Here is a 26414-nt window from a genome sequence, read left to right as displayed (position 1 = left end):
CCGGGCTCAGATGCGGGACTGGTTGACCCGCGCGGAGAGGGCCGCGGCACTCTCCACCCGCTCGGAGTAGCGGTCGGTCAGCATCCCGGAGCGGCCGCGCGTCATGTAGGTGAACTTCACCAGCTCCTCCATCACGTCGACGATGCGGTTGTAGTAGGGCGAGGGGCGCATCCGGCCGGCGTCGTCGAACTCGTCCCAGGCCTTGGCGACGGAGGACTGGTTGGGGATCGTCACCATGCGCATCCAGCGGCCGAGGATGCGCATCTGGTTGACGGCGTTGAAGCTCTGCGAGCCGCCGCAGACCTGCATCACGGCGAGCGTCTTGCCCTGCGTCGGCCGCATTCCACCGAGCGACAGCGGCAGCCAGTCGATCTGCGCCTTCATGATGCCGGTCATCGCGCCGTGACGTTCCGGGCTCGACCAGACCATCCCCTCCGACCACATCGCGAGCTCGCGCAGTTCGGTCACCTTGGGGTGGTGTTCCGGCTCGCCGTCCGGAAGGGGCAGGCCGGCCGGGTCGAACACCCGCACCTCGGCGCCGAACCATTCGAGGATCCGCCTGGCCTCCAGGGCGGCGAGGCGCGAATAGGAGACGGTGCGCAGGGATCCGGTGAGGATCAGGATGCGGGGCGGATGCCCGTCGTCGTCCGGCGCCGCATAGGGCGCCGGGTCGATGGGCTGAAGGCAGGCGGGGTCGATGTTCGGCAGATCGGTCATGGAGATCGGTAAGGTGCCCTTGGTGCAAGCTGAGGGTCGGACGGGGCCGGGACAGTCCGAGCGGTGTTAACCGACGCGCGGCGGCAGGCAAGGGGCGCCCGCGCGTGGCAGCGCCGCAGGTGCCCTGCCGGACCGCCGTCGATGGCCCGCGCCGGAGCGGCCGGCGAGGGGGGCACGCTGCTGCGCGGCGGATCGGGATCGTCCTCCCTCGCGGGCTGCCCGGCGGCCCCGCGCGGCCATGCCACGTTTTGGCCGCGTGTGCGATGGCCCATTCTGGTGGCGCGTTACGACATGAACTTTCTGCCGATTCTGCTCCGGAGTGTGCCGCATGGACCGACCCGTACCCGATCGACGCATGGTCCTCGCCGCGCTGGCGGGTGCCGTGGCGGGCGGCCTCGCGGTGCCGCGGGCGGTGAGGGCGGCGGGCCAGGCGGACGGCGCGTTCGAGGAGGTGGCGGCTCGGGCCGGCGCGCTCGACCAGCTTCACGCGATGGTCGTCGTCCACGACGGCGAGACGCGTTTCGCCCGCGCCTTCCGGGGCCCGAACCTCGAACGCGCCGTCAACGTGAAGTCCGTCTCGAAGTCCATCGTCGCGCTGCTGGCGGGCGTTGCCATCGACCGCGGCTTCATCTCCGGCACGGACGCGACGCTGGGCGAGCTGATCGACGATCTCATCCCCGCCGACGCGGATCCCCGGGTAAAGGACATCACCGTCGCCGACCTCCTCACCATGCAGGCGGGGCTGGAGCGGACCTCCGGGCCGAACTACGGCGCCTGGGTGGGGAGCGCCAACTGGCTGCGCTTCGCGCTGACGCGCCCGTTCGTGGCCGAGCCGGGCGAGGCGTTCCAGTATTCGACCGGGAGCTACCACATCCTCGGCGTCGTCCTCGCGCGGACCACGGAGCGGACGCTGCTGAGCCTCGCGCGCGAATGGCTCGGCGTGCCCCTCGGCATCGACCTCCCGGCATGGACGCGCGATCCGCAGGGCTACTATCTCGGCGGCAACAACATGGCGATGACCCCGCGGGCGATGGCCCTGATCGGCGAAACGGTGCGGCTGGGCGGCACCTTCGGCGACGCGGCGGTCATCCCGCCGGAGTGGATCGAGGTGTCGCTGCGCCCCCGCGCGCGCTCGCCCTTCTCCGGCGACGAGTACGGCTACGGCTGGTTCCTGACCGAGCTCGCCGGCGAGCGGGCCGTCTACGCCCGCGGCTATGGCGGGCAGATGATCTACGTCCTGCCGGACGCGGTGCTGACCGTGGCGATCACCTCCGATCCGACCCGCCCGGCCCGCACCGAGGGGCATGTCGGAGACCTGCACCGGCTCGTCGCCGAGGCCGTGCTGCCGGCAGTCACCGCGGGATAGCCGACATTTCAAGGTTGTAGAGCGAGGGCTCGCGGTCGGACGAGAAATGTTGGACACGTCGGGGCATTGATCCGACCCTAGCGGTCGACGAGCCATGCCTGGACGATGTTGGACCCTGTCCGTTGAACAAGAAAACTCTCACCGGCCCCGCCACCCTGCGCGACGTCGCCGCCGCAGCGGGCGTCGACGTCTCCACCGTGTCGCGTGTCCTTCAGAACAAGGGACGCGTGGGGGCGGAGACGCGGGCGCGAATCCTCTCCACCGCCGAGCGGCTCGGCTACCAGGGCAATCCCGTCGCGCGGGCGCTGAAGACGGCGCGCTCCTCGACCATCCTGATGGTCGTGCCGCAGATCGAGAACCCGATCTTCGCCTCCGCCATCATCAGCGCCGAGATCGAGGCGCGGCGCTGCGGCTACGCGCTGCTGGTCGCCTACGACCAGGGCGGGACCGGCGGCAAGATCATCGAGGACATTTCCCGCTCCAGCATGATCGAGGGCGTCATCATCGCGAGCTACGACGATGACGAGCGCATGCGCCAGACGCTGGCGAGCACCGACCGTCCGCACGTCATCATCAACCGCGTGCTGCCTGGCGACGCGAACTGCGTGGCGATGGACACGCGCAGCGCCGCCCGGATCGGCACGCGACACCTGATCGACCTCGGCCACCGGCGCATCGGCCATCTCGCGGGCCGGCTCGGGCGCTTCAACGGCGAATCGCGCCGCCGCGGCTGGGCGGAGGCGATGGAGGAGGCGGGCCTCGAGGCGAGCGACGACCTCGTCGCCGAGGCGGGCTACGACCCCGACCGCGTCCCCGCCGGCGTCGACGCGCTCCTCGGCGCCGGCGTGACCGCGATCCACGCCGCGACGCTCCTGACCGGCGCCGCGGCCATCGCACGGCTCCACTCGCGCGGCCTTCGCGTCCCGGACGACGTCTCCGTCGTGACGATGCACGACGACCTCCTCGCCCGCGTCGTCTACCCGGACGTCACCACCGTGGCGCTGCCGACGGAGGAGATGGGGCGCGTCGCCGTGCAGAGGATCGTCGGGCTGATCGAAGGCGGGGCGACCGGGGAGGGGGTCGTGCTGCTGCCGCCGGGGGACCTCGTGGTGCGCTCCTCGGCCGCGCCGCCGAGTTCATAAAACGTGGGTTGACAGGCGCCTCGCCGATAGGCATCAAACGGCATGAACAAACGTTTGCTCAACCGCGGCGACCCCGGTGAGCGACGACGACATTCGACGTCCGACAAGGGCGCAGGGAGGACCTTTGGCGTTGCAAGACCACGACCTCGCGACCGCGTGCGCGAAGATCATCGGCGCGGACAACGTCCTCACCGAAGAGACCGCCCGCGACGGCTACGCGCACGACCGCCTGCCGTACGCGAACTTCCGCGCCCGTGAGGGTGCCCGCGTCGGGACACTCCCCGGCCTCGTGCTGCGCCCCCGCACCACGGACGAGGTCGCCCACCTCGTCTCGGTCGCGGCAAAGGCGGACCACCCGGTCATCGCCTACGGCAGCGGCTCGGGCGTGCTCGGCGGCATCATCCCGCTCGGCGGCGAGATGACGCTCGACATGCAGCGGATGGACCAGATCCTCGAGATCGACACCGAGAACAACCTCGTGCGCGTCGAGGCCGGCATGAACGGCGGCGCCTTCGAGGAGGCGCTCAACGCGAAGGGCTACACCTCCGGCCACCTGCCGCAGTCGCTCACCATATCCACCGTCGGCGGCTGGGCGGCCTGCCGCGGCGGTGGCCAGGAATCGAGCCGCTACGGCAAGATCGAGAACATCGTGGTCGGCCTCAAGGCGGTGCTGCCGGACGGCCGCGTCCTCGAGATCCGCCCGCTGCCCAAGCGCGCGACGGGGCCGTCGATCCTCGACCTCATCGTCGGCAGCGAGGGAACGCTCGCCGTCATCACCGAGCTGACCCTCAGGATCTGGAAGCTGCCCGAGGCGGAGGAGGCGCTCGTCTTCGCGCTGCCCACCCGCCAGGCGGCGCTCGCGCTCGCCAAGCGCATCATGCAGACGGGCCTCCACCCTCGCATCGTGCGCCTCTACGACGAGAAGGAGACCAAGGGCCGGACCGAGGGGATGGACGCGTTCGCCGCCCGCCCGGTGATGGCCAACGTCGTCCTCGCCGGGGAGGCGCCCATCGTCGCCGCCGAGGCCGCCGTGGTGCGCGAGTTCGCCGCCGAGGTGGACGCCGTCGAGACCGAGAGCACGCCCTTCGATGCCTGGCGCGCGCACCGCTACATCTCGATCACCAAGCAGTGGCTCGACAAGGGCTACTACAACGACACGATCGAGGTGACGGTGAACTGGACCCAGGCCGCCGCGCTCTACGACACCATCGCCGCGCAGGTGGCCGAGCTGCACGAGGACGCCCACTTCAGCGCCCACTGGAGCCACGTCTACCCGGAGGGCGTCTGCCAGTACATGACGTTGCGCCTGCCGCCGATGGACCAGTCCAAGGCTCTGCCGATCCACGCCCGGATGTGGGAGATCGCCACCGGCGAGACGCTGGCCCACGGCGGTTCGATCGCCCACCACCACGGCAGCGGCCTCTTCCGCGGCGCGTGGATGGACGGCGAGCACGGTGTCGGCATGGACATCCTGCGCAGGATCAAGGCGGCCATCGATCCGCAGAACCTCTTCAATCCCGGCAAGCTGGGCTTCCCGCCGCGCGCCGGAGCCGTCGACCCGTACCGCGACCGGCACGCCGATGTCGCCAATGTCTGAGCCGCTGCTTCTCGGCATCGACCTCGGCGCGGGCTCGCTGAAGTCGACCGTCATCACCGGTGCGGGGGAGGTCGTGGCGAGCGCCTCCGCCCCCGTCGAGACGCTGGTCCCGAAGCCGGGCCACAGCGAGCAGGACCCCGCCGGCTGGTGGGTCGCGCTCGTCGCCTCTCTGAAGTCGCTGTGGGAGGCGGGCGTCGACCCGGACCGCGTCGTCGCGCTGTCGCTTACAGCGGGCGCGCACACCAGCGTGCTCGAGGACGAGGCGGGCGAGGTGCTGCGTCCGGCGATCATGTGGAACGACGCGCGCTCCGGCGCGCAGGTCACCCGCGGCCGGGCCGAGGCGGGTACGGAGATCCTGAAACGCTCCGGCAACCGGATCAGCGCCACCTGGACCCTGCCGCAGCTCATGTGGCTCGCCGACGAGGAGCCGGACGTGCACGCCCGGATCCGCAGCCTGACGCCGGCCAAGGACTGGTTGCGCCGCAAGCTCGACGGCAGCCGCGCCACCGACCTCACCGACGCCTGGGGCATCATGCTGGCCGACGCGCAGAACGGCGGCTGGTCGGACGCGCTGTGCGAGATGGCGGGGATCAGGACCGCCGTCCTGCCGGCGATCGTCCGCTCCACCGACGCCACCGGCACGGTGACCGAGGCGGCCGCCGCCGAGACCGGCCTTCGCGCCGGGACGACCGTCATCTGCGGCACGTCCGACACGAACGCCGAGACCTACTCGGCGGGGATGACGCGCCCCGGCATCGGCGCGCTGAAGCTCGCCACCGCCGCCACCGTCTCGACCCTCACCGCAACGCCCGCCTTCTCGGACGACGTCATCCATTATCCGCACCTCGTCCCCGGCCACTACTACGCCATCACCGCCACCAACTCGTGCGCCTCGGCCCACCGCTGGCTGCGTGACGCGCTGTTCGAGGACATCGGCTTCGACGGGATGGACCGGAAGGCGCAGACCGTGCCCGCCGGGTCGGAGGGGCTCCTCTTCCACCCCTACCTCTCCGGCGAGCGCAGCCCCTACTGGGACCCGGACCTGCGGGCCTCGTTCGTGGGCCTCGGCTTCGCGCACAAGGCGGCGCACATGTGCCGCGCGCTCTACGAGGGCGTCGCCTACTCGCTGCGGGACTGCCTCGAGGTGCTGCGGCAGCGCGGCATGGGCTTCACCACCGCCCGCCTCGTCGGCGGCGGCACGCGCAGCGCATTGTGGCGGCAGACCATCGCCGACGTGACGGGCCTCACCATCGAGGTTCCGGAGCAGGGCGACGCCTCGTTCGGGGCCGCGCTCATCGCCGGTATCGGCGCCGGTGTCTTCAGCGACACGGACGACGCCGCGCGGGCGATCCGCGTCGGCGAGACGCTCCACCCCAATCCCGAGAACGCGTCGGTCTACGAGACCGGATTCGGCCTCTTCCGTGCCGCGACGCAGGCGCTGACGGGCGTGAACCACGATCTCGTCGCCGCCGCGAGGGGCGCCCGCTGATGGCCGAAGTCTCCCTGCGCGGGATGCGCAAGACCTATGGCCGCGTCGTCGCCGTCGAGGGCGTGGACCTCGAGATCGCCAAGGGCGAGCTCATCGTGCTGCTCGGCCCGTCGGGCTGCGGCAAGTCGACGACGCTGCGGATGGTGGCGGGACTGGAGACCATCAGCGCCGGCCAGCTCTTCATCGGCGGGCGCGACGTCACCAGGCTGGAGCCGAAGGACCGGGACATCGCGATGGTGTTCCAGAACTATGCGCTCTATCCGCACAAGACGATCCGCAACAACCTCGCCTTCGGCCTCAAGATGCGCGGCACGCCGCCCGACGAGATCACCCGGCGGGTCGACGCGGCGGCCGAGATGCTCGACATCACGCACCTCCTAGAGAGGAAGCCCGGCCAGCTCTCCGGCGGGCAGATGCAGCGCGTCGCGCTCGGCCGCGCGCTGGTGCGCGACCCGGCCATCTTCCTGCTCGACGAGCCGCTCTCCAACCTCGACGCCAAGCTGCGGGCGCGCATGCGCGAGGAGATCGCGCTGCTGCAGCGGCGGATCGGCAAGGCGATGCTCTACGTCACGCACGACCAGACCGAGGCGATGACGCTCGCGGACCGCATCGTCATCATGCGCGACGGCCATGTGCAGCAGATCGGCTCGCCGCTCGCCGTCTACGACCGGCCCGCCAACGCCTTCGTCGCCGGCTTCATCGGCTCGCCCGAGATGAACCTCGTCGCGGCCGACATCGCGGGCGGCCGCCTCGTCCTCGGCGAGGGGGTCTCGCTGGAGGCGCCGGCGGGCGCGGCGGACGGTCCCGTCACCGCCGGCATCCGCCCCGAGGCGCTGACGCCGGGCGGGGAGGGGGCGCCGCTCAGGATCCGAGGAATCGAGCAGCTCGGCTCGCAGACGCTTTTCATCGGCGAACTCGGCGGCCACCGGATCCGGGTGATGACCGACCGCAGGGACGACCGGTCCATCGGTGACACGCTGACGATCACGGCCCGCCCGGCCGCGATCCACCTGTTCGACCGCACAAGCGGCGAGCGCATCCGGACGGCCGAGCTGGCCGCCGCATAATCGATACGAAGACCGCGGCACACGCGGGGTTTTGGGAGGAAGACCAATGACGAAATGGACGTCGAAGAACGGCATGTGGACCCGCCGGCAGACCCTTCGTGGCGTCGGCGCGCTGGGGGCGGGGATCGCGCTGTCGGGCCTCGCCGCGCCGGCGCTGCGCGCGCAGGGGCGGCCGATCCGCTTCCTCAACTGCGAGACCGGCAAGGACAGCCTCGCCTTCTTCGCCAAGGCCGCGGAAGAGTACCAGGCCAAGACCGGCATCGAGGTGATCGTCGACTCGGTGCCGCTCGCCGAGACCTTCACCAAGATCACCAACGGCATCCGCTCCGGCCAGCCATACGACGTCGCCAACGTCGGCTTCATCGGCCACGTGCTGCTGCTCGCGGAGGAGGGGCAGATCGTTCCGCTCAACGAGCTGACCGACGCCCACGAGTGGGGCAACAACATCCTCTTCCCCATCGACGGGAAGGTCTACTGGTACCCGTTCGACTACAACCTCGCGCTCATCTACTACCGCAACGACCTCTACGAGGAGAACGGGCTCGAGATCCCCGAGACGTGGGACGCCTTCGCCTCCAACTGCGAGGCGCTGGTGAAGGGCCGCCGCAAGGGCTGCCTCTTCCCCATCGGCTCCAACAGCGCCACCAACTGGATGTCCTTCGGCTTCATGTGGGCCGAGGGCGTGAAGCTGTTCGACGACAACTGGAACGTCCTGCTCGACAATGACGAGATGAAGCCGAAGGCGGCCGCCTACCTCGACTTCATGGCGCGCATCTACCCGACGATGCCGCCGGGGGCGCTGCAGGCGAGCTACGGCGAGATGCTGACCAACCTCGTCGCCGGCACGGTGGCGCACGGCTCCTACGCGGGCCGCGTCTACGAGGTCGCCGAGCGCGACAACCCGGACATGGCGGCGAACCTCAGCGTGATGCCGTACATGGATTCGGCCGGCAAGCAGAAGGCCGTCAGCCACGGCTACGATGGCTGGGTCGTGCTCAACACCGACAACACCGGCCCGGCCATGGAGTTCATGCGCTGGCTCACCACGGAGCGGCTGGTCGACTTCCTGCACACCGCGCCGGTGCATTTCCAGCCCGCCCGCCTCGACATCTACGACAACGACCAGTGGCGCGCGAACCCGCTCGTCCAGAAGTACGGCGATGCGATCGAGACGATGCGCGGCCTCATCACCGACCCCTCGGTAGTGCTGACCTCGATCGACACGCAGGGGCCGCGGCCGGACGTGCGCCCGGGCACCGTCTTCGAGTCGTTCGCGCTGCCGGAGATGCTGCAGAACAAGATCCTGCGCGGCATGGATTCGGGCGAGGCCGTGGACGTCGCCGCCGCGAAGATGCGCGAGCTCATCGACTGACGCCCCCGCGGGCAGCCGCCTCCGGCCGGTCCCGGCCGGTAGGCGGCGCCCGTCACGCCGCATCCGAGCGCGACCTCCGCCCGCGAGGGCGGGGGACGCGTCCGCGCCCCCCTTTGGGAGACATGGAATGACCCGCTGGATGTTGCCCGGCTTCCTCGCCGTCGGCGTCATCGCGACCCTGGTGCTGATCGTCGGCCCCGCGATCTATGCCGTCTCGCTCAGCTTCTACGATGCGCCCTCGCTGACGTCCGAGCCCCAATGGGTGGGCCTCGCGAAGTACGCCGCCGTCCTGCAGAGCGCCGAGTTCTGGAACGCGCTCTGGAACGGCATCGTCTACGCCGGGCTCTCGATCGTCCTGCAGGTGGTGCTCGGGATCGGCTTCGCGCTGCTCCTCAACCAGCGCTTCTTCGGGCGCACCCTGCTGCGTGGCGTCGCGTTCCTGCCCTATCTCCTGCCAACCGTCATCGCCGTGCTGACGTTCAAGTGGATGGTCGACGGCTCGCTCGGCATCGTCACCATCACCATGGACGACCTCGGCCTGCCGCCGATCTACTGGTTCGAGACGGAGACCGCGTCGATGGTCTCGGTCATCCTGATCTCGGTCTGGCTGTGGACGCCGTTCGTCACGACGACCTTCCTTGCCGGCCTGCAGACGGTGCCGCAGCAGCTCTACGAGGCGGCGCGCGTCGACGGGGCAGGTCCGATCCGCCGGTTCTTCCACGTCACGCTGCCGTCGCTGCGGCCGATACTGACCGTGATCATCCTCCTGCGCAGCGTGTGGATGTTCAACAAGTTCGACGTGATCTGGCTGACCACCCAGGGCGGCCCGCTCGGCGCGACCGAGCACCTCCCCGTCCTCTCCTACCGCAAGGCGTTCACGCTCTACGACATCGGGTCCGGGGCGGCGGTGGCGACGCTCTCCTTCGTCGTCCTGATGGCCGTGGTGTCGCTGTACTTCCTGCTCTTCCCGATGGAGAAGGCGAAATGACCCCCTCGCGCATCGCCGGGCGCGCCGGCGTCTACGTCGCGGCCGTGGTCCTCGCGGTCTACAGCGCGTTTCCGATCTACTGGATGATCGTCTCATCCCTGCGTCCGACGCAGGACATGCTGATGAACCCGACGCTGGTGCCCGACCGCCTGACGCTCGACTACTACATCAGCCTCCTCGCCCAGACGGACTATCCGCGCCAGTTCCTCAACAGCCTCATCGTCGCCGTCTCCACCGTGGTGCTGACGATGGTGCTCTCCATCATGATCGCCTACGGCGTCACGCGGCAACGGATCCGCGGCAAGCAGATGATCATCGGCGGGATGCTCTACGCCTACATGTTCCCGCCGCTGCTGCTGGCGATCCCGCTCTACGCGATGTTCGCCAAGGTGGGGCTCAACGACACGCTGCTGTCCCTCGTCATATCGCACCTCACCATCACGATGCCGCTCGGCGTCTGGTTCCTCTGGGGCTTCTTCAAGACGATGCCGTTCGAGCTCGAGGAGGCCGCGATGGTCGACGGCTGCACCCGGCTCGGCGCCTTCCTGCGGGTCGTGCTGCCGCTCTCCGTGCCGGGGCTCGTGACGGTGGCGATCTTCGCCTTCCTCCTCTCCTGGACGGACTACACCTTCGCCCTCGTCATGATCGGCTCCGACGCCAACAAGACGGTGCCGCTCGGCCTCGCGTCGATGGTGGGAGCGTTCGACCTGCGGTGGGGCGACGTGATGGCCGGCTCGACCCTGATCGCGCTGCCGCTGTTCGCCGCCTTCGTGATGCTGTCGCGCTACTTCGTGCAGGGCCTGACGGCCGGCGCGGTGAAAGGCTGACCCATGACCATTCGGATTCTCGGCGCGCCGCAGCGCTACGTGCAGGGGCCGGGCGCCATCACGCGCCTCGCCGACGAGGTGGCGATCTTCGGCGGCGGCCCTGTCGCGGCGATCGTCGACCCCGTGGCGCGCGACCTCATCGGCGCCGAGGTGGAGCGCCAGCTTCCCGGCGTACGGCTCCTGTCCTTCGGCGGCGAGTGCACCCGCGACGAGATTGCCGCCCGGGCCGACGAGGTGGGCGACGCCCGCATGGTGCTGGGTATCGGTGGCGGCAAGGCGATCGACACCGCCAAGGGAGCGGCGCTGGCCCGGGGCCTGCCGGTCGGCATCGTGCCGACGATCGCATCCAACGACAGCCCGACGAGCCACATCGCGGTGGTCTACACGCCCGCCCACGAGGTGGACGGCGTGATCCGCATGAAGACCAATCCCGCGCTGGTCCTCGTCGACACCGCGGTGATCGCCGGCGCCCCCCGGCGCTTCCTCGCGGCCGGGATCGGCGACGCCATGTCGAAGACCTACGAGCTCGCCGGCGCGCTCTCGGCGGGCGGCCTCAACTTCTTCGGCGGTGCGCCGACCGAGCTGACGAAGGCGATCGTCGGCCGCGCCCGCGAGATCCTGCTGGCCGACGGGGAGGCGGCGCTCGCGGTCACGACGCCGGACGCCGCATTCGAGCGCGTGGTGGAGGCGGCGATCCTCCTCAGCGGTCTGGCGTTCGAGAGCGGCGGCCTCTCCATCGCGCACTCGATGGTGCGCGGCTTCTCGGTGATGCCGCAGCTCTCCGGTCTCCTGCATGGCGAGCTGGTGGCCCTCGGCACGCTGACGCAACTCGCGGCGGGGCAGGGGAGCGAGTCGGAGATCGCCGAGCTCGCCGCCTTCTTCCGCCGCCTCTCGCTGCCGACGTCCTTCGCGGACTACGGCGTCACCGACCACGCGGACTTCGAGCACATCGCCGAGGTCTCCCTGCGGGCGCCCTACGCCACGAACTACGCCCGGCCGCTCACCGCGGCCGATCTCGTCGCCGCGATGCGCTCGCTCGACACCGCGCTCGCCGCAGCGCCCGGGGCCATCCGATGAGCGCGCGGACCGTCGTCGTCACCGGCGGCGGCACCGGGATCGGCCTCGCGACGACGACGCTCCTCGCTGAACGCGGCTGGGAGGTGACGGCCGCCGGCCTTGAACGGGACGCCGGCTTCCCCGGGGCCGCGCGGTTCGCGGAGTGCGACGTGACCGACCCGGCGGCGCTCCGGGACGTGTTCGAGCCGATCGGACGCCTCGGCGGCCTCGTCACCTGCGCCGGCACGATCCGCTACGGCGAGGAATGGGACCCGGCGGTGTTCGAGAAGGTAATGTCCGTCAACGTGACCGGCGTCCTGGCGTCGATCAACGCGGCGGCCGAAGCGCTGGCGGCTGGCGGCGGCTCGGTGGTCAACATCGCCTCGATGTGGAGCTGGTTCGGCAACCCGGCCGCGCCGGCCTACGGGACCAGCAAGGGCGCCGTCGCCGCGCTCACCCGCTCCTTCGCGGTGGCGTGGGGGCAGCGCGGCATCCGCGTCAACGCGGTCGCGCCCGGCTGGGTGGAGACGCGCATCTCCGAGGGCGCGCGCAACGACGCCGCCCGCCGCGCGCGGATCGACGCCCGCATCCCCCTCGGCCGCTGGGCCGACACGTCGGAGATCGCCAGGGTCGTGGCGTTTCTTCTCTCCCCCGAGGCGTCCTACGTCCATGGCGCGATCGTCCCGGTGGACGGCGGCTACCTCGCGGCCTGAGCGCCGCCGCCGCTGGGCGCAGGGCTGATGTGCAGCGGCGCGCGGGAACCCTCGCGCGCGGAGACGATTTGTCCTTGGCACTTCGGACGGCCTGTCTTGCGCAGTCGGGTCGCCTCGCCGATGCCAGACTGCAGAGCCCGCCCCACCCGAATATAGGCCGGACATCCCTAGGGATGATTCAGCCGGGTCCAGGCGCACTCTAGCTTAACTGCGACACGTTCGCGGTTCGGAGAATGCCCGATGACCGACCAGATCACGCGTTTCGAGGAGCGTGGCGCGAGGGAGGATCACGCCCGCGACCGCGTCGACCCACCCGACCCAGCGCCGGAGACCACCGCCCGTGCGCCGGACGCCCCGCCCGCCGATGCACCGCCGCCCGGCGCCGGAGAAGGCCGCCGCCGCGAGGTACCCGAACCGGAGCATCCCGAACCCGCCGCGCCGCCGGCTGACACTCCCGCTGCCGAAGCTCCGCCGTCTCACGAGGGGACCGGCGAACCCGCCGCACAGCCCGCCGCCGACCCGCGCGCCCGGACGCGACGGCGCCGGCTGCTCCTGTTCCTCGGCCTTTCGGTCGTGCTGCTCGCCGCGGCTTTCGCCGCCTACTACTTCCTCTACGCCGTCCACTACGCGAGCACGGACGACGCCTTCATCGACGGCAAGATCGTGCGCGTCTCCGCCGAGACCTCGGGTGTCCTGTTCGACGTGTCGGTGACGGAGAACCAGCGGGTCGAGCCGGGTACGGTGCTGGCGAGGATCGACCCGCGCCAGGCGAACGCGCAGCGCGACGTCGCCGCCGCCCAGCTCAGCCAGTCGAGGGCCGCCCTCAAGGTCGCCGACGCGCAGGTCGGCGAGGCGCAGGCGACGCTGGACGCCCGCCGGAGCGCCCAGAACGCCGCCGAGGTCGCCGCCAAGAACACCTCCGACACCGCCGACCGCTACGAGAGCCTCGCCCACCGCTCCGGCAACCTCGCGATCTCCCAGCAGGACATCGAGGACGCCCGCTCCACCGCCGACCAGGCCGCCGCCGACCTTGCCGAGGCGAAGGGCGCCACCGCCGAGGCCGAGGCCGCCGTCGTCGGCGCCACCGCCCAGCAGGAGCAGGCCGCGGCCGAGGTGAAGGCCGCCGAGGCCCAGCTCGCCGACGCAGAGGTGACGGTCGACTTTCTCTCCGTCCAGTCGCGCATCGCCGGCCACGTCGCCCAGGTCGCGGTCAACGACGGCAGCTACGTCGCGCCCGGCAACCAGCTCATGGCCATCGTCCCGGACGATCTCTACGTCACCGCCAACTTCAAGGAGACGCAGCTCGAGGGGATCGAGCCCGGCGCGCCGGTGGACATCCGCATCGACGCCTTCCCGGACGTCGACTTCAAGGGTCACGTCGACTCCATCCAGCACGGCGCCGGCCAGGCGTTCGCCATCCTCCCGGCGCAGAACGCGACGGGGAACTTCGTCAAGGTGGTGCAGCGCGTCCCGGTGAAGATCGTCATCGACAGCCCGTCCATCGCGGACTACCCGGTCGGTCCGGGCATGTCCGTGGTGCCGACGGTGCACCTCGGGTCATGAGCGCGGCCACGACGGCGGACGCGGCGGGGGTGCCCGAGGCGCCCCGCCGCGCCGACCCGCTGCCCCGCTCCGCCGCCGGACTCGGCGGCCCGTGGGTGATGACGACCATCGTCTCCATCGCCACCTTCATGGAGATCCTCGACACCTCCATCGCCAACGTCGCGCTCGACACGATCTCCGGCAACCTCGGCGTCGCGGTCGACCAGGGGACGTGGACGGTGACGAGCTACCTCGTCGCCAACGCCATCATCATCCCCATCTCGGGCTTCCTCTCGGCGGTACTGGGGCGCAAGCGCTACTTCCTGATCTCGATCGTGCTCTTCACCGTGTCCTCGTTCGCCTGCGCCTTCGCGCCGAGCCTCGGGGCCCTGGTGCTCGCCCGCGTCTTCCAGGGGATCGGCGGCGGGGGGCTTGCCCCGGTGGAGCAGTCGATGATCGCCGACTCCTTCCCGCCGGCGAAACGCGGCCAGGCGTTCGCGGCATTCGGCATGGTGGTGATCGTCGCGCCCATCATCGGTCCCACCATCGGCGGCGCGATCACCGATTCGATCTCGTGGCACTGGATCTTCCTGATCAACATCCCGGTCGGCATCCTCGCCTTCTTCGCGACGCTCGTCGCGGTGCGCGAGCCGGAGCTCCTCCAGCGCGAGCGGGCGGAACTCTTCGCCAGGGGGATCCGCATCGACTGGGTCGGCTTCCTGCTGCTGGCGGTCGGCCTCGGCTCGCTCCTCATCATGCTGGACCGGGGGCAGACGGAGAACTGGTTCTCCTCGGACCTCATCGTGACGACGGCGATCATGGCCTTCCTCGGCCTCGGCGGCATGGTCGTGTGGGAGCTGAACCACGACGATCCGATCGTGCCGCTCAGGATGCTCGCCTACCGCAACTTCGCCATCTGCGCGCTGCTGATGCTGCTGCTCGGGCTCCTGGTCTTCGGCACCATCCAGCTCGTGCCGCAGATGCTTCAGGGCGTGTTCGGCTACGACGCGTACGATGCCGGCCTCGCGCTGACGTACGGCGGCTGGAGCGCGGCGATCATGATGCCGCTGTCCGGCTTCGTCACCGGCAGGGTGGACACGCGCGTCCTCCTCGTCCCGGCCTTCGGGCTGGCGGGGCTGTCCTTCTATCTCCTGTCGGTCTTCAGCACGCAGTCGACCTTCGCGGATGCGGCGATGGCGCGCTTCGTCCTCTCCTGCGGGCTGCCGTTCCTCTTCATCCCGATCTCGACGGTCGCCTATCTCGGCATTCCGCCGGGCTATGCCTCCCGCGCGTCGGCGATGCTGAACTTCTTCCGCAACCTCGGCGGGGCGTTCGGCATCTCGCTGTGCCAGACGCTGCTCGCCCAGCGCGAACAGTTCCACCAGTCGCGCCTCGTCGAGGGGCTGTCCGGCCTCAATCCGACCTTCTCAGGCGCGCTTCATTCCCTCACCGCGCAGGTCGGATCGCAGACCGAGGCGATGGCGCTCCTCTACCAGCAGGTCCAGACCCAGGCGGCGATGTTGAGCTACAACGAGACCTTCCGCCTCCTCGCGTGGATGATCGTCGCGGTGATCCCGCTGGTCCTGGTGCTTAAGGTCCGCTCCGACGGCGCCGGCGGGTAGGCGCGGGACGGGAGGGAGTGCAGCGATGTCACGCTGCGCCGCCCGCGTCATGCCGCGGGGCGGGGAACCGGGCGGCCGGTCGTTGACACCCCGGGCGGGCCGAACATATTCGCTGGTATGCGGTTGGTTTTGTTTCTTGTTAAGGTCGCTGTACTTGTGGGGCTCGTTGCCGCCGCACCGATGACGGCGTCCGCAGCGTCCGCCAAGATCGCCAAGGTCCAGCGCGCGATCGCCGCCGCCGAGGCCCGCCTCCACTCCATCAAGGAGTGTTCGGACGGCGAGTGCACCGTCCGGATCAACCGCAACCAGCTCGACTGCCTCGCCAACGCCGCGCACTGCACGACGGCGCTCGCGGCCATCCTGCCGAGCCTGCCGTCGCTCAGCCATCGCCGCGCCACATCCGCCGTCGCCACCGAGGACACCGGCTGTACGTGGGATACGGCCGCCGCCGACCCACCGCCTCCCCGACCCGTCCCCGTGTAGGGCCCGCTGCGGGGCTGCCGCAAGGCGCCGCGCCAGGGAGGCCGGCCGGACCGCCGCACGCTCGATGCGCGCGCGGGCCGGGTGAGGCTCGTCCGCGCCGCTCGCGGTCGGGCCGGTGGTTGCGCGCGCGCTCCCCGGGGCGTGCTGCCTCGCGCTGCGCCACGGTCGGCGTGCGGAGGACCAATCGGATTTCGTCATGACAGACCCAGATCGCGCCCGAGCAGCCCCCGGGCGTGCGCAGTCGAAACGGGCCGCCGGACGGCGCCCGGCCGCCGCGACAGGATATGAGGCCAGCCCGTTCGGAACGGGCAGCGGCCTCAACGCTTTCTATCTCCAGACCCAATCGCGTCACGGCCTCAATCAAGCCGTGCTCCACGAGGCCGAACAATGACCCTGATCAACCGACGCAATTTTACCCTCGGCCTCGGCGCCTTCTCGCTCGCCGGCTGCCAGATGACGCCCGACGCGGCCGTCGGGCCGATGCAGAGCCCGCTCCCCTACGACGTCGCTGCCATGTACGGGCCGCGGCCCGAGGAGCAGTTCCCGCTGCCGGCGGTCGACCTCTCCAAGGTGCAGCCGCAGTACCTGCGCCGTGAGGTGCGCGACCCGACGGGCGAGCGTCCGGGCACCGTCGTCGTCGACACCGGCACCCGCTACCTCTACCTCGTGCGCGAGAACGGGCGGGCGATCCGCTACGGCATCGGCGTCGGCCGCGACGGGTTCTCGTGGAACGGCGAGGCGAAGATCCAGTACAAGCGCGCGTGGCCGACCTGGACGCCGCCGGCGGAAATGATCGCCCGCCAGCCGGAGCTGGAGAAGTACCGCAACGGCATGCCCCCGGGCCTCGGCAATCCGCTCGGCGCCCGCGCGCTCTACCTCTTCCAGGGCGGCAAGGACACGCTCTACCGCCTGCACGGCACCAACGAGGCCTATTCCATCGGCCGCGCGGTGTCGTCGGGCTGCGTCCGTCTCCTCAACCAGGACATCATCGACCTCTACGAGCGGGTGCCGTCGGGAAGCCGCGTCATCGTGCGCCCGCAGAGCGCGCCGCTGACGGCGTAACGCCGCCGCCGCGACGCGGCCGGCCCGTCAGCGGCCGACCGCGTAGGCCTGCATCAGGCGCGGCGAGGCGGCGGCGCAGAGGCGCCCGTCCGCGCGCCGCTCCGCCGCCGTGAGCCGGCCGACGCTCCATTCGTCGACGACCGTCACCCGATGGCCGCGCCGGGTCAGCTCGTCGATCACCTCCGCGCCGAACGAGGCTTCGAGCGTCAGCTCGCCCGCCTTCGCCGCGCGCGGGTAGAACGATCCCTGCACGTGCATCGAGTGGAAGAGCGGGGCGTCGAGGTTCGCCTGCAGACTCATTCCGTGATGAACGTGGCGCAGGAAGGCGATGAGCTGCCACTGGTCCTGCTGGTCGCCGCCGGGCGTGCCGAGGGCGAGGCGGATGCCGTCCTTCTCCGCGATGGTGGGCGTCAGCGTCGTGCGCGGGCGGGCGCCCGGCATCAACGAGGTCGGCAGCCCTTCCTCCAGCCAGAACATCTGCGCGCGCGTGTTGAGCGAGAATCCGAGCCCCGGGATCGACGGTGAACTCTGGAACCAGCCGCCCGACGGCGTTGCCGAGACGACGTTGCCCCAGCGGTCGATGACGTCGAGGTGCACGGTGTCGCCCCGCCGCTCGGTGAGGTGCGCCATGGTGGGCTCGAGCGGGCTGATGTCCGGCGCGCTGTCGCGTGCGGCCCGCTCCACGAACGCGTCGGCGAGGTGCTCGAAGCCGGGGAGGCGGCTCGGCCGCTGCTCCAGGCTCGCCGTCTCGGCGATGAGCGCGGCCCGGGCGCGGTTGTGCTCCGGGTCGAGCAGCCGGGCGAGGGGCACCTCGCAGAAGGCCGGGTCGCCGTAGAAGGTCTCGCGGTCGGCGAAGGCGAGCTTGATCGCCTCGGTCACGGTGTGCACGAACACGGCCCCGTCGGGGTCCATGCCGGCGATGTCGATGTGCTCGAGGATCGCCAGCGCCTGAAGCAGAACCGGCCCCTGGCTCCACGGCGCCGTCTTGTGGACGGTCCAGCCGTGATAGGTCCCGCTGACCGGGGACTCGATGGTGGCGCGCCACTGGGCGACGTCATCGCGCGTCAGCAGCGCGCCGTGCGAGCGGCCGGTCATGTCCGGCACCGACGCGGTGTCGAGGTAGGCGAACATCGTGTCCGCCACGAAGCCCTCGCGCCAGGCCGTGCGGGCCGCCTCGATCTGCGCCACGCGGTCAGGACCGGCGCGCTCCGCCTCCTCGACGATCCGGGCGTACATCGCTGCGGTCTCCGGGTTGGCGAGGAGCTCGTGCGCGGCGGGAGCCGTGCCGTCCGGCATCCAGGTGGCGCCGGAGGTCGGCCAGTCGGTGGCGAAGAAGTCGGCGAGGCCCGCCAGCGTGTTGGCGACGCGCGGCATGACGGGGTGGCCGTCGCGCGCGAGGTCGATGGCCGCCGCCAGAGCCTCCCGCACCGTGATCGTCCCGTATTCGCGCAGGAGCAGCATCCAGCCGTCGAACGACCCCGGCACCACCGTCGGCAGGAGGCCCGAGCCGGGGACCATGTCGAGGCCCAGCTCCCGGAACCTTGCGATGGTGGCGGCCTGGGGGACGATCCCCTGCGCGCACAGGACCGCGGTCCGGCCGCTCGCCGCCTCGTGGAAGAGCACGGGCAGCTCGCCGCCGGGGCCGTTGAGGTGCGGCTCGACGATCTGCAGCGCGAAGCCCGTCGCGACGGCCGCGTCGAACGCGTTGCCGCCGCGCTCCAGCACGCCGAATCCCACGGCGGAGGCGATCCAGTGCGTGGACGTCACCACGCCGAAGGTGCCGCGGATGTCGGGTCGGGTCGTGAAAGGCGGGGTCATCAAAGCTCTGCCGGTGGGAACGGGACGGGGCGTTGGCACTGCCGGGGGCGTTCGCACCCCGGCCCGGCCATCGCCGGATCAAGCCCTGGGCCAGGTGGGGACGGAGTGCAAGGCACGCATCACGGTTCGCCATGCACCCGCCCCACCCGGAGCGCGCCCCGGTCCGGCATCGTCCCCGCCGCGGAGCCCGCCGGTGCGGGCCCCGAACCGGCGCGGCGGCCCGGCCCGCCCGCGCGCTTCCGGCCGCCCGGAGAGGTCGCGCGGGTGCTAGACCTCCGGCGAGGTCAGCATCAGCTCGAATGTGATCAGCACCGGCCCCGCGCCCTTCAGGAGGTCGCCGCGGAACATCCCGCCGTCCGGATCGACGCAGTGGAGCGGGATCCGGCCCGCCGTGGCCCCCGGCAGCGTCAGCACCTCCGAGGCGAGCGACTCCATCGACGGCCCTTCGGCGAAGTCGGCGCCGATCACGCTGCCGAGGCCGTAAAGAGGTGCCGACGTGCCGCCGTAGGGCGCCGCGAGCCCCGGCATGACGGTCACCAGATCCTCGAACGGGGCGAGCGTCGCGATGGCAGCGTTGGGCGCCCCGGCCGGCGGGCTCGTCGGCCGCGCGCGGAAGAAGGAGAAGTGCGTCTCCTCGTCGGCGGTGACGTCGAAGACACCGCCCCAGAAGGCGAAGGCGGTGACCGTGCTGTCGGCGCCGATGGTCACCTGATCGGGGAGCAGGTGGCCGGACTTCGGCTCGCTGTCGACGTCCCACACCGCGTGGCAGTGGAGGAACCAGGCGCCGTCCTTGCGGCCGACCGAGGCGACCCCGTGCTCCAGCACCGCCGACACGCCCTCGTGCGTGTCGCTATACCAGGCGACGCGGATCCCGTCGGGCGAGCCGAAGCGCGGCATCACGAAGCGGTATGGCCCCAGCGCCAGCCCGTCGAGCACCAGGATGGCGCTGTCGCAGCCGATCTCCTCCATCGCGTCCGCGACCGCGTCCATCAGGATGCGGCCCGCCGCGAGGCGCACCGGCACGCGGCGCGCGATACCCGGGACCACGTGCTGGCGGATCGCGTTCCGCGGCCCCGGGTGGGTAATCCTCTCCGCACGGCTCATGCGCGGGCGGGCTCGGTGCCGAGGAGGCCCTTCGCCTCCAGCGTCTCGCGGACCAGTTTCTTGGCGATCTTGCCGTATCCGGTCTTGGGCATCTCATCGAGGAAGACGTACCGCGCCGGGAGCTTGTAGCGCGCCAGCTTGCCGTCGAGGTGCGCCGCCAGCGCGGCTTCCGACAATGTCTCGCCCTCGGCGGCGATCACCACGGCGAGCCCGACCTCGCCCCACTTCGGGTGCGGAATGCCGATGATCGCGACTTCCTTCACGGTGGGGTGGGTGAGGAGCAGCTCCTCGATCTCGCGCGGGTACACGTTCGAACCGCCGGAGATGTACATGTCCGAGGCGCGGCCGGTGATGTAGAGGAAGCCCTCCGCGTCCACGTAGCCGATGTCGCCGGTGACGAACCAGCCGTTGCGGAACGACTTCGCGTTGGCCTCGGGGTTGTTGTAGTAGCCCGCGAAGACGCCCGGCCCGGTGACGCAGATGTCGCCCGACGCGCCGGCCGGAAGCTCGTTGCCCGCCGCGTCCTGGATGGTGAGCTGCATGCCCGTGCGCTCGAACCCGCAGGTCCCGACCTTCACGCCCGGGCCGTCCTCCGCCTCGTGCAGCGCCTGCGGCAGAACGGTGATGCACCCGGTCACCTCGCCGAGGCCGAAGTACTGCACCATAACCTTGCCGAGCTTGGCGAGGGCGTACTTCTGGTCCTCCCGGTACATCGGTGCACCGGCGTAGATCACCACCTTCAGCGAGGAGTGGTCGTAGGTGTCGACCGCCGGATGCTCGGTGAGGATCTTCACGATGGTCGGCACGGTGAAGATGTTGGTGACGCGCCACGTCTCGACGAGACGCCACGCCTCCTCGACGTCGAGCCGCTCGCCCGGCATCAGGATGGACTTTGCCCCACGTGCCGCGAGGACCAACTGGTTGACGCCGGCGCCGTGGGAGAGGGGGGCGACCACCAGCGAGGCGTCCGCGCTGGTCGTCCCGGGCATCAGGTCGCACAGGTGGTTGGTGACGATGAAGGCCATCTGCCCGTGCGTCAGGACCGCGGCCTTGGGGCGGCCGGTGGTGCCGGAGGTGAAGAAGAACCAGCACGGGTCGTCGTACTCGACGTCCGCCAGCGGGCCGGTCTCGCCCAGATGCCGGGCGACGATGGCGTCGTAGTCCTCGGCGAAGTCGGACGGGCCGATGGAGATCGCGATGTCGATCGCCGGCGCGGCGGCGCGCACGGCGGCGGCATGGTCCGGGAAGGCGGCGTGGCAGATGAGGGCGCGCGCGCCGCTGGCGGTCGCGAGATAGGCGACCTCGTCCGGCGTCTGCCGGTAGTTCGTCGGCACCCAGACCGCACCGACGCGGAAGGTGGCGAACATCGACTCGAACATCTGGTTGCAGTTCTTCGACTGCACCAGGATGCGGTCGCCCTTCGATACGCCGCGCGCCCGCAGCGCCGCCGCCATGGCGTCGACGCGGCGCTCCATCTCGCTCCAGGTCCAGGTGTCGTCGCCCCAGACGAAGCCGATCTCGCCGCCGAACCGGCGCGCGTTCTGGCGCAGGATGTAGGAGAGGTTGGCGACGCGCCGGCTGACGGGAAGCCCGCCCGCGGCGCCGCCCGGCGAACCTGTGCCGCCCGTCTCTGATCGTTCCATGCCTGTCCTCCCGTTTTATCGTTTTGTTGTTCAGGCGACGGCTGCGGTGACGTTCAGCCTTCGCTCCAGGCGCTCCTCGAAGGTGGCGGCCTGGCGCCGCAGCAGCACGGCGAGTTCCTGTTGCCGCTCGGCGCCGAGGCGCACGTCCAGCGCGGCGATGGAGAAGGCGCCGATGATCGCGCCGCCCGGCGCCCTGAGCGCCATCCCGATGCCCCAGGAATTGGCGACGTTGAGACCCGGATTGAGCGACCAGCCGCGCGCCCGCGTCTCCTCGACCATACGGCGCACGAGGGGCAGCGAGTAGTTCGGGTAATAGTTCGTCAGGGCGCAGGCGTTCTGGGCGATCGCCGCCTCCGCCTCCGCCGGCTCCAGCGCGGCGAGGATCGCCAGCGAGCCCGCGCCGACGCCGAGCGGGTGGCGGTCGCCCACCTGCAGCGCCTGCGTGCGGATCGGAAAGTCGCCGTCCTCGCGGTGCATGCACACGCCGTGGGCGCCGCGCCGGACGGTGAGGAAAGAGGTGTCGCCGCTCTCGGCCGAGAGCTTGACGAGGCTGTCGATGGCGAGGTCCACGAGGTCGAAGCGGCGCTGCGCCATGAGGCCGACGAGGTAGGCCTCCGGGCCCAGCGCGTAGTCGCGCGTCACCGCGTCCTGCTCGACGAGGCCCGAGCGCATGAGAGCGAGGAGCAGTCGCCGCACGGTCGGGCGGCTCAGTCCCGTCTCGGCCACGAGGGCGACGATCGACACGCCGCCGCCGGCGCGGGCGATGTGCGCCAGCAGCGAAAGGGCGCGGTCGACGCTCTGGGTTCCGCCCCGGCTGTCGGGCTCTGTGTCGGCAATGTCCATATTGTGGAGGTGCTTTAGACGGTCGATCTATTCCCGCATAGGCTTTCCTGAGATTCAATCCCGAAAATTGCTTTACGGACGCCAAAGCGATCCGTTATGTTGCTGCAACCAATATCCACAATGTGGATGAACCGCGGCCCAGATCGCGGAAACAACATAGGTTTTGGGAGGAACCATGAAGACTTTGGCCACGGCGCTCGTCGCCGCACTCGGCTTTGCGTCCGCAGCGCAGGCGGACACGCTCATCATGCAGAGCGTCTACCCCTCGTCCCTGCCGCTCCTCGGCGACACGGGCGTGAGGCTCACCGAGCAGGTGTCCAAGCTCACCGGCGGCGACCTCCAGATCGAGTTCAACGAGCCCAACGCCATCGTCTCCGGCAACGAGATGTGGGACGCGATCTCCACCGGCGCGGTCGACGCGGGCTGGTACAGCCCCGGTTTCGCGCAGGGCATCATACCCTCCGCCGGCATCTTCACCGCCGTTCCCTTCGGACCGGACGTGCGCGAGTACACCGCGTGGTGGTACTTCGGCGGCGGCAAGGAGCTGTGGGCGGACATCACCGCCAAGTACAACATCCACACCGAGCTCTGCGCGATCCTCGTGCCGGAAGCGTCCGGCTGGTTCGCCAAGGAGATCAACAGCCCCGAGGACCTCGCCGGCCTGAAGATGCGCATCTTCGGCCTCGGCGCGGCGGTGATGCAGAAGCTCGGCGCGGAAGCCCAGTCGATGCCCGTCGCCGACACCATGACGGGCCTGCGCCTCGGCACCATCGACGCGGCGGAGATCTCCTTCCCGCTGATCGACAAGTCGCTGGGGATGAACGAGTACGCCTCGCACTACTACTTCCCCGGCTGGCACCAGCAGACCTCGCTGATCACCTTCATCATCAACCAGGACGCCTGGGACAACCTGTCCGAACAGAACCAGTTCGCGATCCAGACGGCCTGCGCGGCGAACGTCGCCACCACCTCCGCGCGCGGCGAGGCCGAGCAGCTGAAGCCGCTGGCCGAGCTGGAGGCCGCGGGCGTCCAGGTCCACAAGTGGAACGACGCGATGATGGACGCCTTCCGCGGCGCATGGGACGAGGTCGTCGCCGAGCAGTCGGCGGCCGATCCGGACTTCAAGCGCGCCTGGGACAGCCTTTCCAAGTTCCGTGAGGACTACAAGCAGTGGTCCGACATCGGCTACGTGAAATGATCTGACGGGGGGCGCCCATCCGGGCGCCTCCCGCCTGTTTGCCCATGCGTTCGCTGCTCATCATCGCCGAAGTCCTCGCCGTGCCGTGCCGCATCGTGGCGCGCATCATCGGCTGGCTGCTCCTCGTCCTGATGGCCGTCATCATCTACGACGTCATCGGCCGCCGCTTCTTCTCGACCGGGTCCTTCAAGCTCCAGGAGCTCGAATGGCACATCCACGGCGCGATCGCGGTGCTGGGCTTCGGCTACGCCTACGTCCACAACGCGCACGTGCGGATCGACGTGTTCTCGAACTCGTTCTCGACCGCGACGAAGATGCGCATCGAGATCCTCGCCATCATCGTCTTCCTCATCCCCTTCATGGCGCTCATCTTCTGGTTCGGCCTCGACTTCGTCATGCGCTCCTACGAGCGCGGCGAGGGGAGCCCCGGGGGCGTCGGCCTGTCCGACCGCTGGATCATCAAGACCGCCATTCCCGCGGCTGCCGTGCTCGCCATCATGGGCGGCGTCTCGGTGCTGATGCGTGCCATCGTGGCGCTGCGCCGGCCGGACCTCCTCGCCGACCCGTGGGTGGACCGGTCATGACCCAGATGATCGCCGACGCCCTCCCGGGCGCGATGTTCCTCGCCCTGATCGTCACGCTGTTCTCCGGCGCGCCGGTGGCGATCATGCTGATGGGGGTCAGCCTCACCTTCGGCCTCCTCGCCATCGCCGTCGGCGAGATGCGCGTCGTGCAGGCGACGCTGATCCCCAACCGCATCTTCTCCGGCACGATCGACAACGCCGTGCTGGTCGCGGCGCCGATGTTCATCTTCATGGGCATCATCATGGAGAAGACGCGGCTCGCGGAGGATCTTCTCCTGACGCTGCAACGGCTGATGCGCGCCGTCCCCGGCGGCCTCGCGCTGGCGGTTGTGCTGATGGGCACCGTGCTCGCCGCCGCGACCGGCATCATCGGCGCCTCGGTGGTGATGCTGACGGTGCTGGCGCTCCCGACGATGGTCGAGCGCGGCTACGACAAGGGGCTCGCGGCCGGCACCGTCGCCTCGGCGGGCACGCTCGGCATCCTGATCCCGCCATCGATCATGCTGGTCTTCATGGGCGACCTGCTGTCGGTCTCGCTCGGCCACCTCTTCGTCGCGGCGCTCCTGCCGGGCCTCCTCCTGTCGGCGGCCTACGTCGTCTACATCGTCGGCCGCAGCGCGCTGCAGCCGAAGCTCGCGCCCGCCGCGCCCGCCGAGACGGCGGAGGACCGCAAGGGGTTGTGGCTCGAGACGGTGAAGTCGGTGGTCGCGCCGCTCATCCTCATCGTCGCCGTGCTGGGCTCGATCCTCGGTGGCATCGCGACGCCGACGGAGGCGTCGGGCGTCGGCGTCCTCGCCGCGCTGGTCCTCGGCCTGCTGCGCGGGCGGATCAACTGGACCACGCTCAACGAGTCGATGGACGGGTCGATCCGCCAGCTCGCGATGCTGTTCTTCATCTTCGTCGGCGCGACGGCCTTCTCCTACATTTTCCGCATCGTCGGCGGGGAGCACTTCATCGTCGAGACCGCGCGGGCGCTGCCGTTCGGCGACTGGGGTCTCCTCATCGCGATGATGGGAATGATCTTCGTGATGGGCTTCTTCTTCGACTGGATCGAGATCACGCTCATCATGCTGCCCATCTTCGCGCCGGTGGTGAAGGTGATGGACCTCGGCGACCACGTCACGTCCGCGCAGATGATCTACTGGTTCGCGATCCTCGTGGCGCTGAACCTCCAGACGTCCTTCCTGACGCCGCCGTTCGGCTTCGCGCTGTTCTACCTGAAGGGCGCCGCCGGCAAGACCATCACGATGGCCGACGTCTACCGCGGCATCGTTCCCTTCGTCCTGGTGCAGCTCGTCGTGCTGGGCCTGTGCATCGCATTTCCGGAGATCGTCCTGTGGCTACCCGAGAACGTGATGCAATGACCGGCGGCAGCGCGAAGGGGCGCGTCGCGGGCAAGCGCGTGGCCGTCATCGGGGCCGGCTCGGTGGGGCCGGGCTGGGGCAACGGCAAGGCCGCGGCGGTGCTTTTTGCCCGCGAAGGCGGCCACGTCCTCGCCGTCGACCGCGACCTCGCGGCCGCGGAGGAGACCGCCGCGATCATCCGGGACGAAGGCGGCAGCGCGCAGGTGCTCGCGGTCGACCTCACCGCCGAGGGGGCCGCGGCGACGGTGCGCGACACCGCCGCCGAACGCCTCGGCGGGCTCGACATCCTGCACTTCAACATCGGCATCTCCACCCGCGGCGGCGTCGAGGATACGCCGATGGCCGACTGGCGCCGCGTCTTCGAGGTGAACCTCGACAGCGCCTTCGTGCTGACCCAGACGCTGCTGCCGCTGGTCGAGGCGGACGGCGGCGGCGCGCTGGTCTTCGTGTCGACCCTCGCCGCCCAGCGCAACGGGCCGTACCCCTACGTCGCCTACGAGGCCTCGAAGGCCGCGCTCTGCCGGCTCTCACGCTCCATCGCGGTGGAGTACGCGGCGCGCGGCGTGCGCTCCAACACGGTCGTGCCCGGGCTGATCGACACGCCGCATGTCCTCGCCCACGTCGACAAGGGACCGGACGTCGAGGCGATCCGGTCGGGCCGCGCGGCGATGGTGCCGATGAAGCGGCAGGGCACCGGCTGGGACGTCGCCAACGCGGCAGTCTTCCTCGCCTCGGACGCGGCGGGGTTCATCACCGGCGTGGACCTGCGCGTCGACGGCGGAATGGCGCTCCTGATGGGCAACGCATCAGCATGAGA

General features: G+C 70.4%; 23 protein-coding genes. 18 read left to right on the top strand and 5 right to left on the bottom strand.

The genetic code is table 11. The features are described 5' to 3' along the window. Positions 1-6: 6 nt before the first annotated feature. Complete coding sequence (gene arsH / locus DLJ53_RS22510; RefSeq protein ID WP_111349434.1) at positions 7-717, bottom strand: arsenical resistance protein ArsH; 711 nt, start codon at positions 715-717, stop codon at positions 7-9. A gap of 328 nt (positions 718-1045) precedes the next feature. Here arsH and DLJ53_RS22505 point away from each other — a divergent pair, with 328 nt between their 5' ends. From DLJ53_RS22505 to DLJ53_RS22440, 14 genes are all read left to right on the top strand, one after another. Beyond that, positions 1046-2083, top strand: a complete 1038-nt coding sequence (locus tag DLJ53_RS22505; RefSeq protein ID WP_111349432.1) for a serine hydrolase domain-containing protein — start codon at positions 1046-1048, stop codon at positions 2081-2083. A 122-nt stretch (positions 2084-2205) separates the two neighbouring features. Further along, entirely contained in the window at positions 2206-3225 is a 1020-nt protein-coding gene (locus tag DLJ53_RS22500; RefSeq protein ID WP_111349430.1) for a LacI family DNA-binding transcriptional regulator, read from the top strand. 124 nt (positions 3226-3349) lie between these two features. Then, entirely contained in the window at positions 3350-4822 is a 1473-nt protein-coding gene (locus tag DLJ53_RS22495; protein ID WP_162409483.1) for an FAD-binding oxidoreductase, read from the top strand. Continuing rightward, a complete protein-coding gene (locus tag DLJ53_RS22490) occupies positions 4815-6311 on the top strand; it encodes a xylulokinase (protein WP_111349427.1) in 1497 nt (498 codons plus the stop codon). The genes DLJ53_RS22495 and DLJ53_RS22490 overlap by 8 nt, the downstream gene beginning before the upstream one ends. Continuing rightward, entirely contained in the window at positions 6311-7378 is a 1068-nt protein-coding gene (locus DLJ53_RS22485; protein ID WP_111349426.1) for an ABC transporter ATP-binding protein, read from the top strand. Before DLJ53_RS22490 ends, DLJ53_RS22485 begins: the two co-directional genes overlap by 1 nt. Positions 7379-7424: 46 nt before the next feature. Beyond that, positions 7425-8750, top strand: coding sequence for an ABC transporter substrate-binding protein (locus DLJ53_RS22480; RefSeq protein ID WP_111349424.1), 1326 nt, complete (start codon positions 7425-7427; stop codon positions 8748-8750). Between the two features lie 127 nt (positions 8751-8877). Further along, on the top strand, positions 8878-9738 hold the full coding sequence (locus DLJ53_RS22475) for a carbohydrate ABC transporter permease (protein ID WP_111349423.1): 861 nt from the start codon (positions 8878-8880) through the stop codon (positions 9736-9738). Beyond that, positions 9735-10565 (top strand): carbohydrate ABC transporter permease, encoded by an 831-nt coding sequence (locus DLJ53_RS22470; protein ID WP_111349422.1) that lies wholly within the window; start codon positions 9735-9737, stop codon positions 10563-10565. The genes DLJ53_RS22475 and DLJ53_RS22470 overlap by 4 nt, the downstream gene beginning before the upstream one ends. A 3-nt stretch (positions 10566-10568) precedes the next feature. Then, complete coding sequence (locus tag DLJ53_RS22465) at positions 10569-11642, top strand: glycerol dehydrogenase (RefSeq protein ID WP_111349421.1); 1074 nt, start codon at positions 10569-10571, stop codon at positions 11640-11642. Beyond that, entirely contained in the window at positions 11639-12334 is a 696-nt protein-coding gene (locus tag DLJ53_RS22460; RefSeq protein WP_111349420.1) for an SDR family NAD(P)-dependent oxidoreductase, read from the top strand. The genes DLJ53_RS22465 and DLJ53_RS22460 overlap by 4 nt, the downstream gene beginning before the upstream one ends. A gap of 240 nt (positions 12335-12574) precedes the next feature. Next, on the top strand, positions 12575-13897 hold the full coding sequence (locus DLJ53_RS22455; RefSeq protein WP_111349419.1) for an HlyD family secretion protein: 1323 nt from the start codon (positions 12575-12577) through the stop codon (positions 13895-13897). Further along, positions 13894-15498: a DHA2 family efflux MFS transporter permease subunit gene (locus tag DLJ53_RS22450; RefSeq protein WP_111349418.1), complete on the top strand. Its 1605-nt coding sequence runs from the start codon at positions 13894-13896 to the stop codon at positions 15496-15498. The genes DLJ53_RS22455 and DLJ53_RS22450 overlap by 4 nt, the downstream gene beginning before the upstream one ends. A gap of 180 nt (positions 15499-15678) precedes the next feature. Continuing rightward, the gene (locus DLJ53_RS22445) at positions 15679-15981 is read left to right on the top strand and encodes a hypothetical protein (RefSeq protein WP_146620067.1); all 303 of its coding nucleotides are present in this window, start codon (positions 15679-15681) and stop codon (positions 15979-15981) included. 387 nt (positions 15982-16368) lie between these two features. Next, on the top strand, positions 16369-17043 hold the full coding sequence (locus DLJ53_RS22440) for a L,D-transpeptidase (RefSeq protein ID WP_162409481.1): 675 nt from the start codon (positions 16369-16371) through the stop codon (positions 17041-17043). A gap of 27 nt (positions 17044-17070) precedes the next feature. Here DLJ53_RS22440 and DLJ53_RS22435 read toward each other — a convergent pair whose 3' ends face one another. The 4 genes from DLJ53_RS22435 to DLJ53_RS22420 form a co-directional block, all read right to left on the bottom strand. After that, a complete protein-coding gene (locus DLJ53_RS22435; RefSeq protein ID WP_111349416.1) occupies positions 17071-18861 on the bottom strand; it encodes a gamma-glutamyltransferase family protein in 1791 nt (596 codons plus the stop codon). 267 nt (positions 18862-19128) lie between these two features. Then, positions 19129-19965, bottom strand: coding sequence for a PPC domain-containing DNA-binding protein (locus DLJ53_RS22430; protein WP_111349415.1), 837 nt, complete (start codon positions 19963-19965; stop codon positions 19129-19131). Next, positions 19962-21608 (bottom strand): acyl-CoA synthetase, encoded by a 1647-nt coding sequence (locus DLJ53_RS22425; protein WP_111349414.1) that lies wholly within the window; start codon positions 21606-21608, stop codon positions 19962-19964. Before DLJ53_RS22425 ends, DLJ53_RS22430 begins: the two co-directional genes overlap by 4 nt. 30 nt (positions 21609-21638) lie before the next feature. Next, positions 21639-22451, bottom strand: coding sequence for an IclR family transcriptional regulator (locus tag DLJ53_RS22420; RefSeq protein WP_111349413.1), 813 nt, complete (start codon positions 22449-22451; stop codon positions 21639-21641). Positions 22452-22626: 175 nt separating this feature from the next. Here DLJ53_RS22420 and DLJ53_RS22415 point away from each other — a divergent pair, with 175 nt between their 5' ends. From DLJ53_RS22415 to DLJ53_RS22400, 4 genes are read left to right on the top strand one after another with little or no spacing between them, the layout of a single operon-like run. Further along, a complete protein-coding gene (locus DLJ53_RS22415; RefSeq protein WP_211100658.1) occupies positions 22627-23649 on the top strand; it encodes a TRAP transporter substrate-binding protein in 1023 nt (340 codons plus the stop codon). 44 nt (positions 23650-23693) lie between these two features. Further along, positions 23694-24233, top strand: coding sequence for a TRAP transporter small permease subunit (locus DLJ53_RS22410; RefSeq protein ID WP_146620066.1), 540 nt, complete (start codon positions 23694-23696; stop codon positions 24231-24233). Then, the gene (locus tag DLJ53_RS22405) at positions 24230-25597 is read left to right on the top strand and encodes a TRAP transporter large permease (protein ID WP_111349411.1); all 1368 of its coding nucleotides are present in this window, start codon (positions 24230-24232) and stop codon (positions 25595-25597) included. The genes DLJ53_RS22410 and DLJ53_RS22405 overlap by 4 nt, the downstream gene beginning before the upstream one ends. Beyond that, positions 25594-26412 (top strand): SDR family NAD(P)-dependent oxidoreductase, encoded by an 819-nt coding sequence (locus DLJ53_RS22400; protein WP_111349410.1) that lies wholly within the window; start codon positions 25594-25596, stop codon positions 26410-26412. The genes DLJ53_RS22405 and DLJ53_RS22400 overlap by 4 nt, the downstream gene beginning before the upstream one ends. Positions 26413-26414: the final 2 nt, after the last annotated feature.

The sequence above is a fragment of the Acuticoccus sediminis genome, assembly GCF_003258595.1.
In the GTDB taxonomy this organism is placed as follows: Bacteria; Pseudomonadota; Alphaproteobacteria; order Rhizobiales; family Amorphaceae; genus Acuticoccus; species Acuticoccus sediminis.
This window is presented reverse-complemented; position numbering and strand designations above follow the sequence as displayed.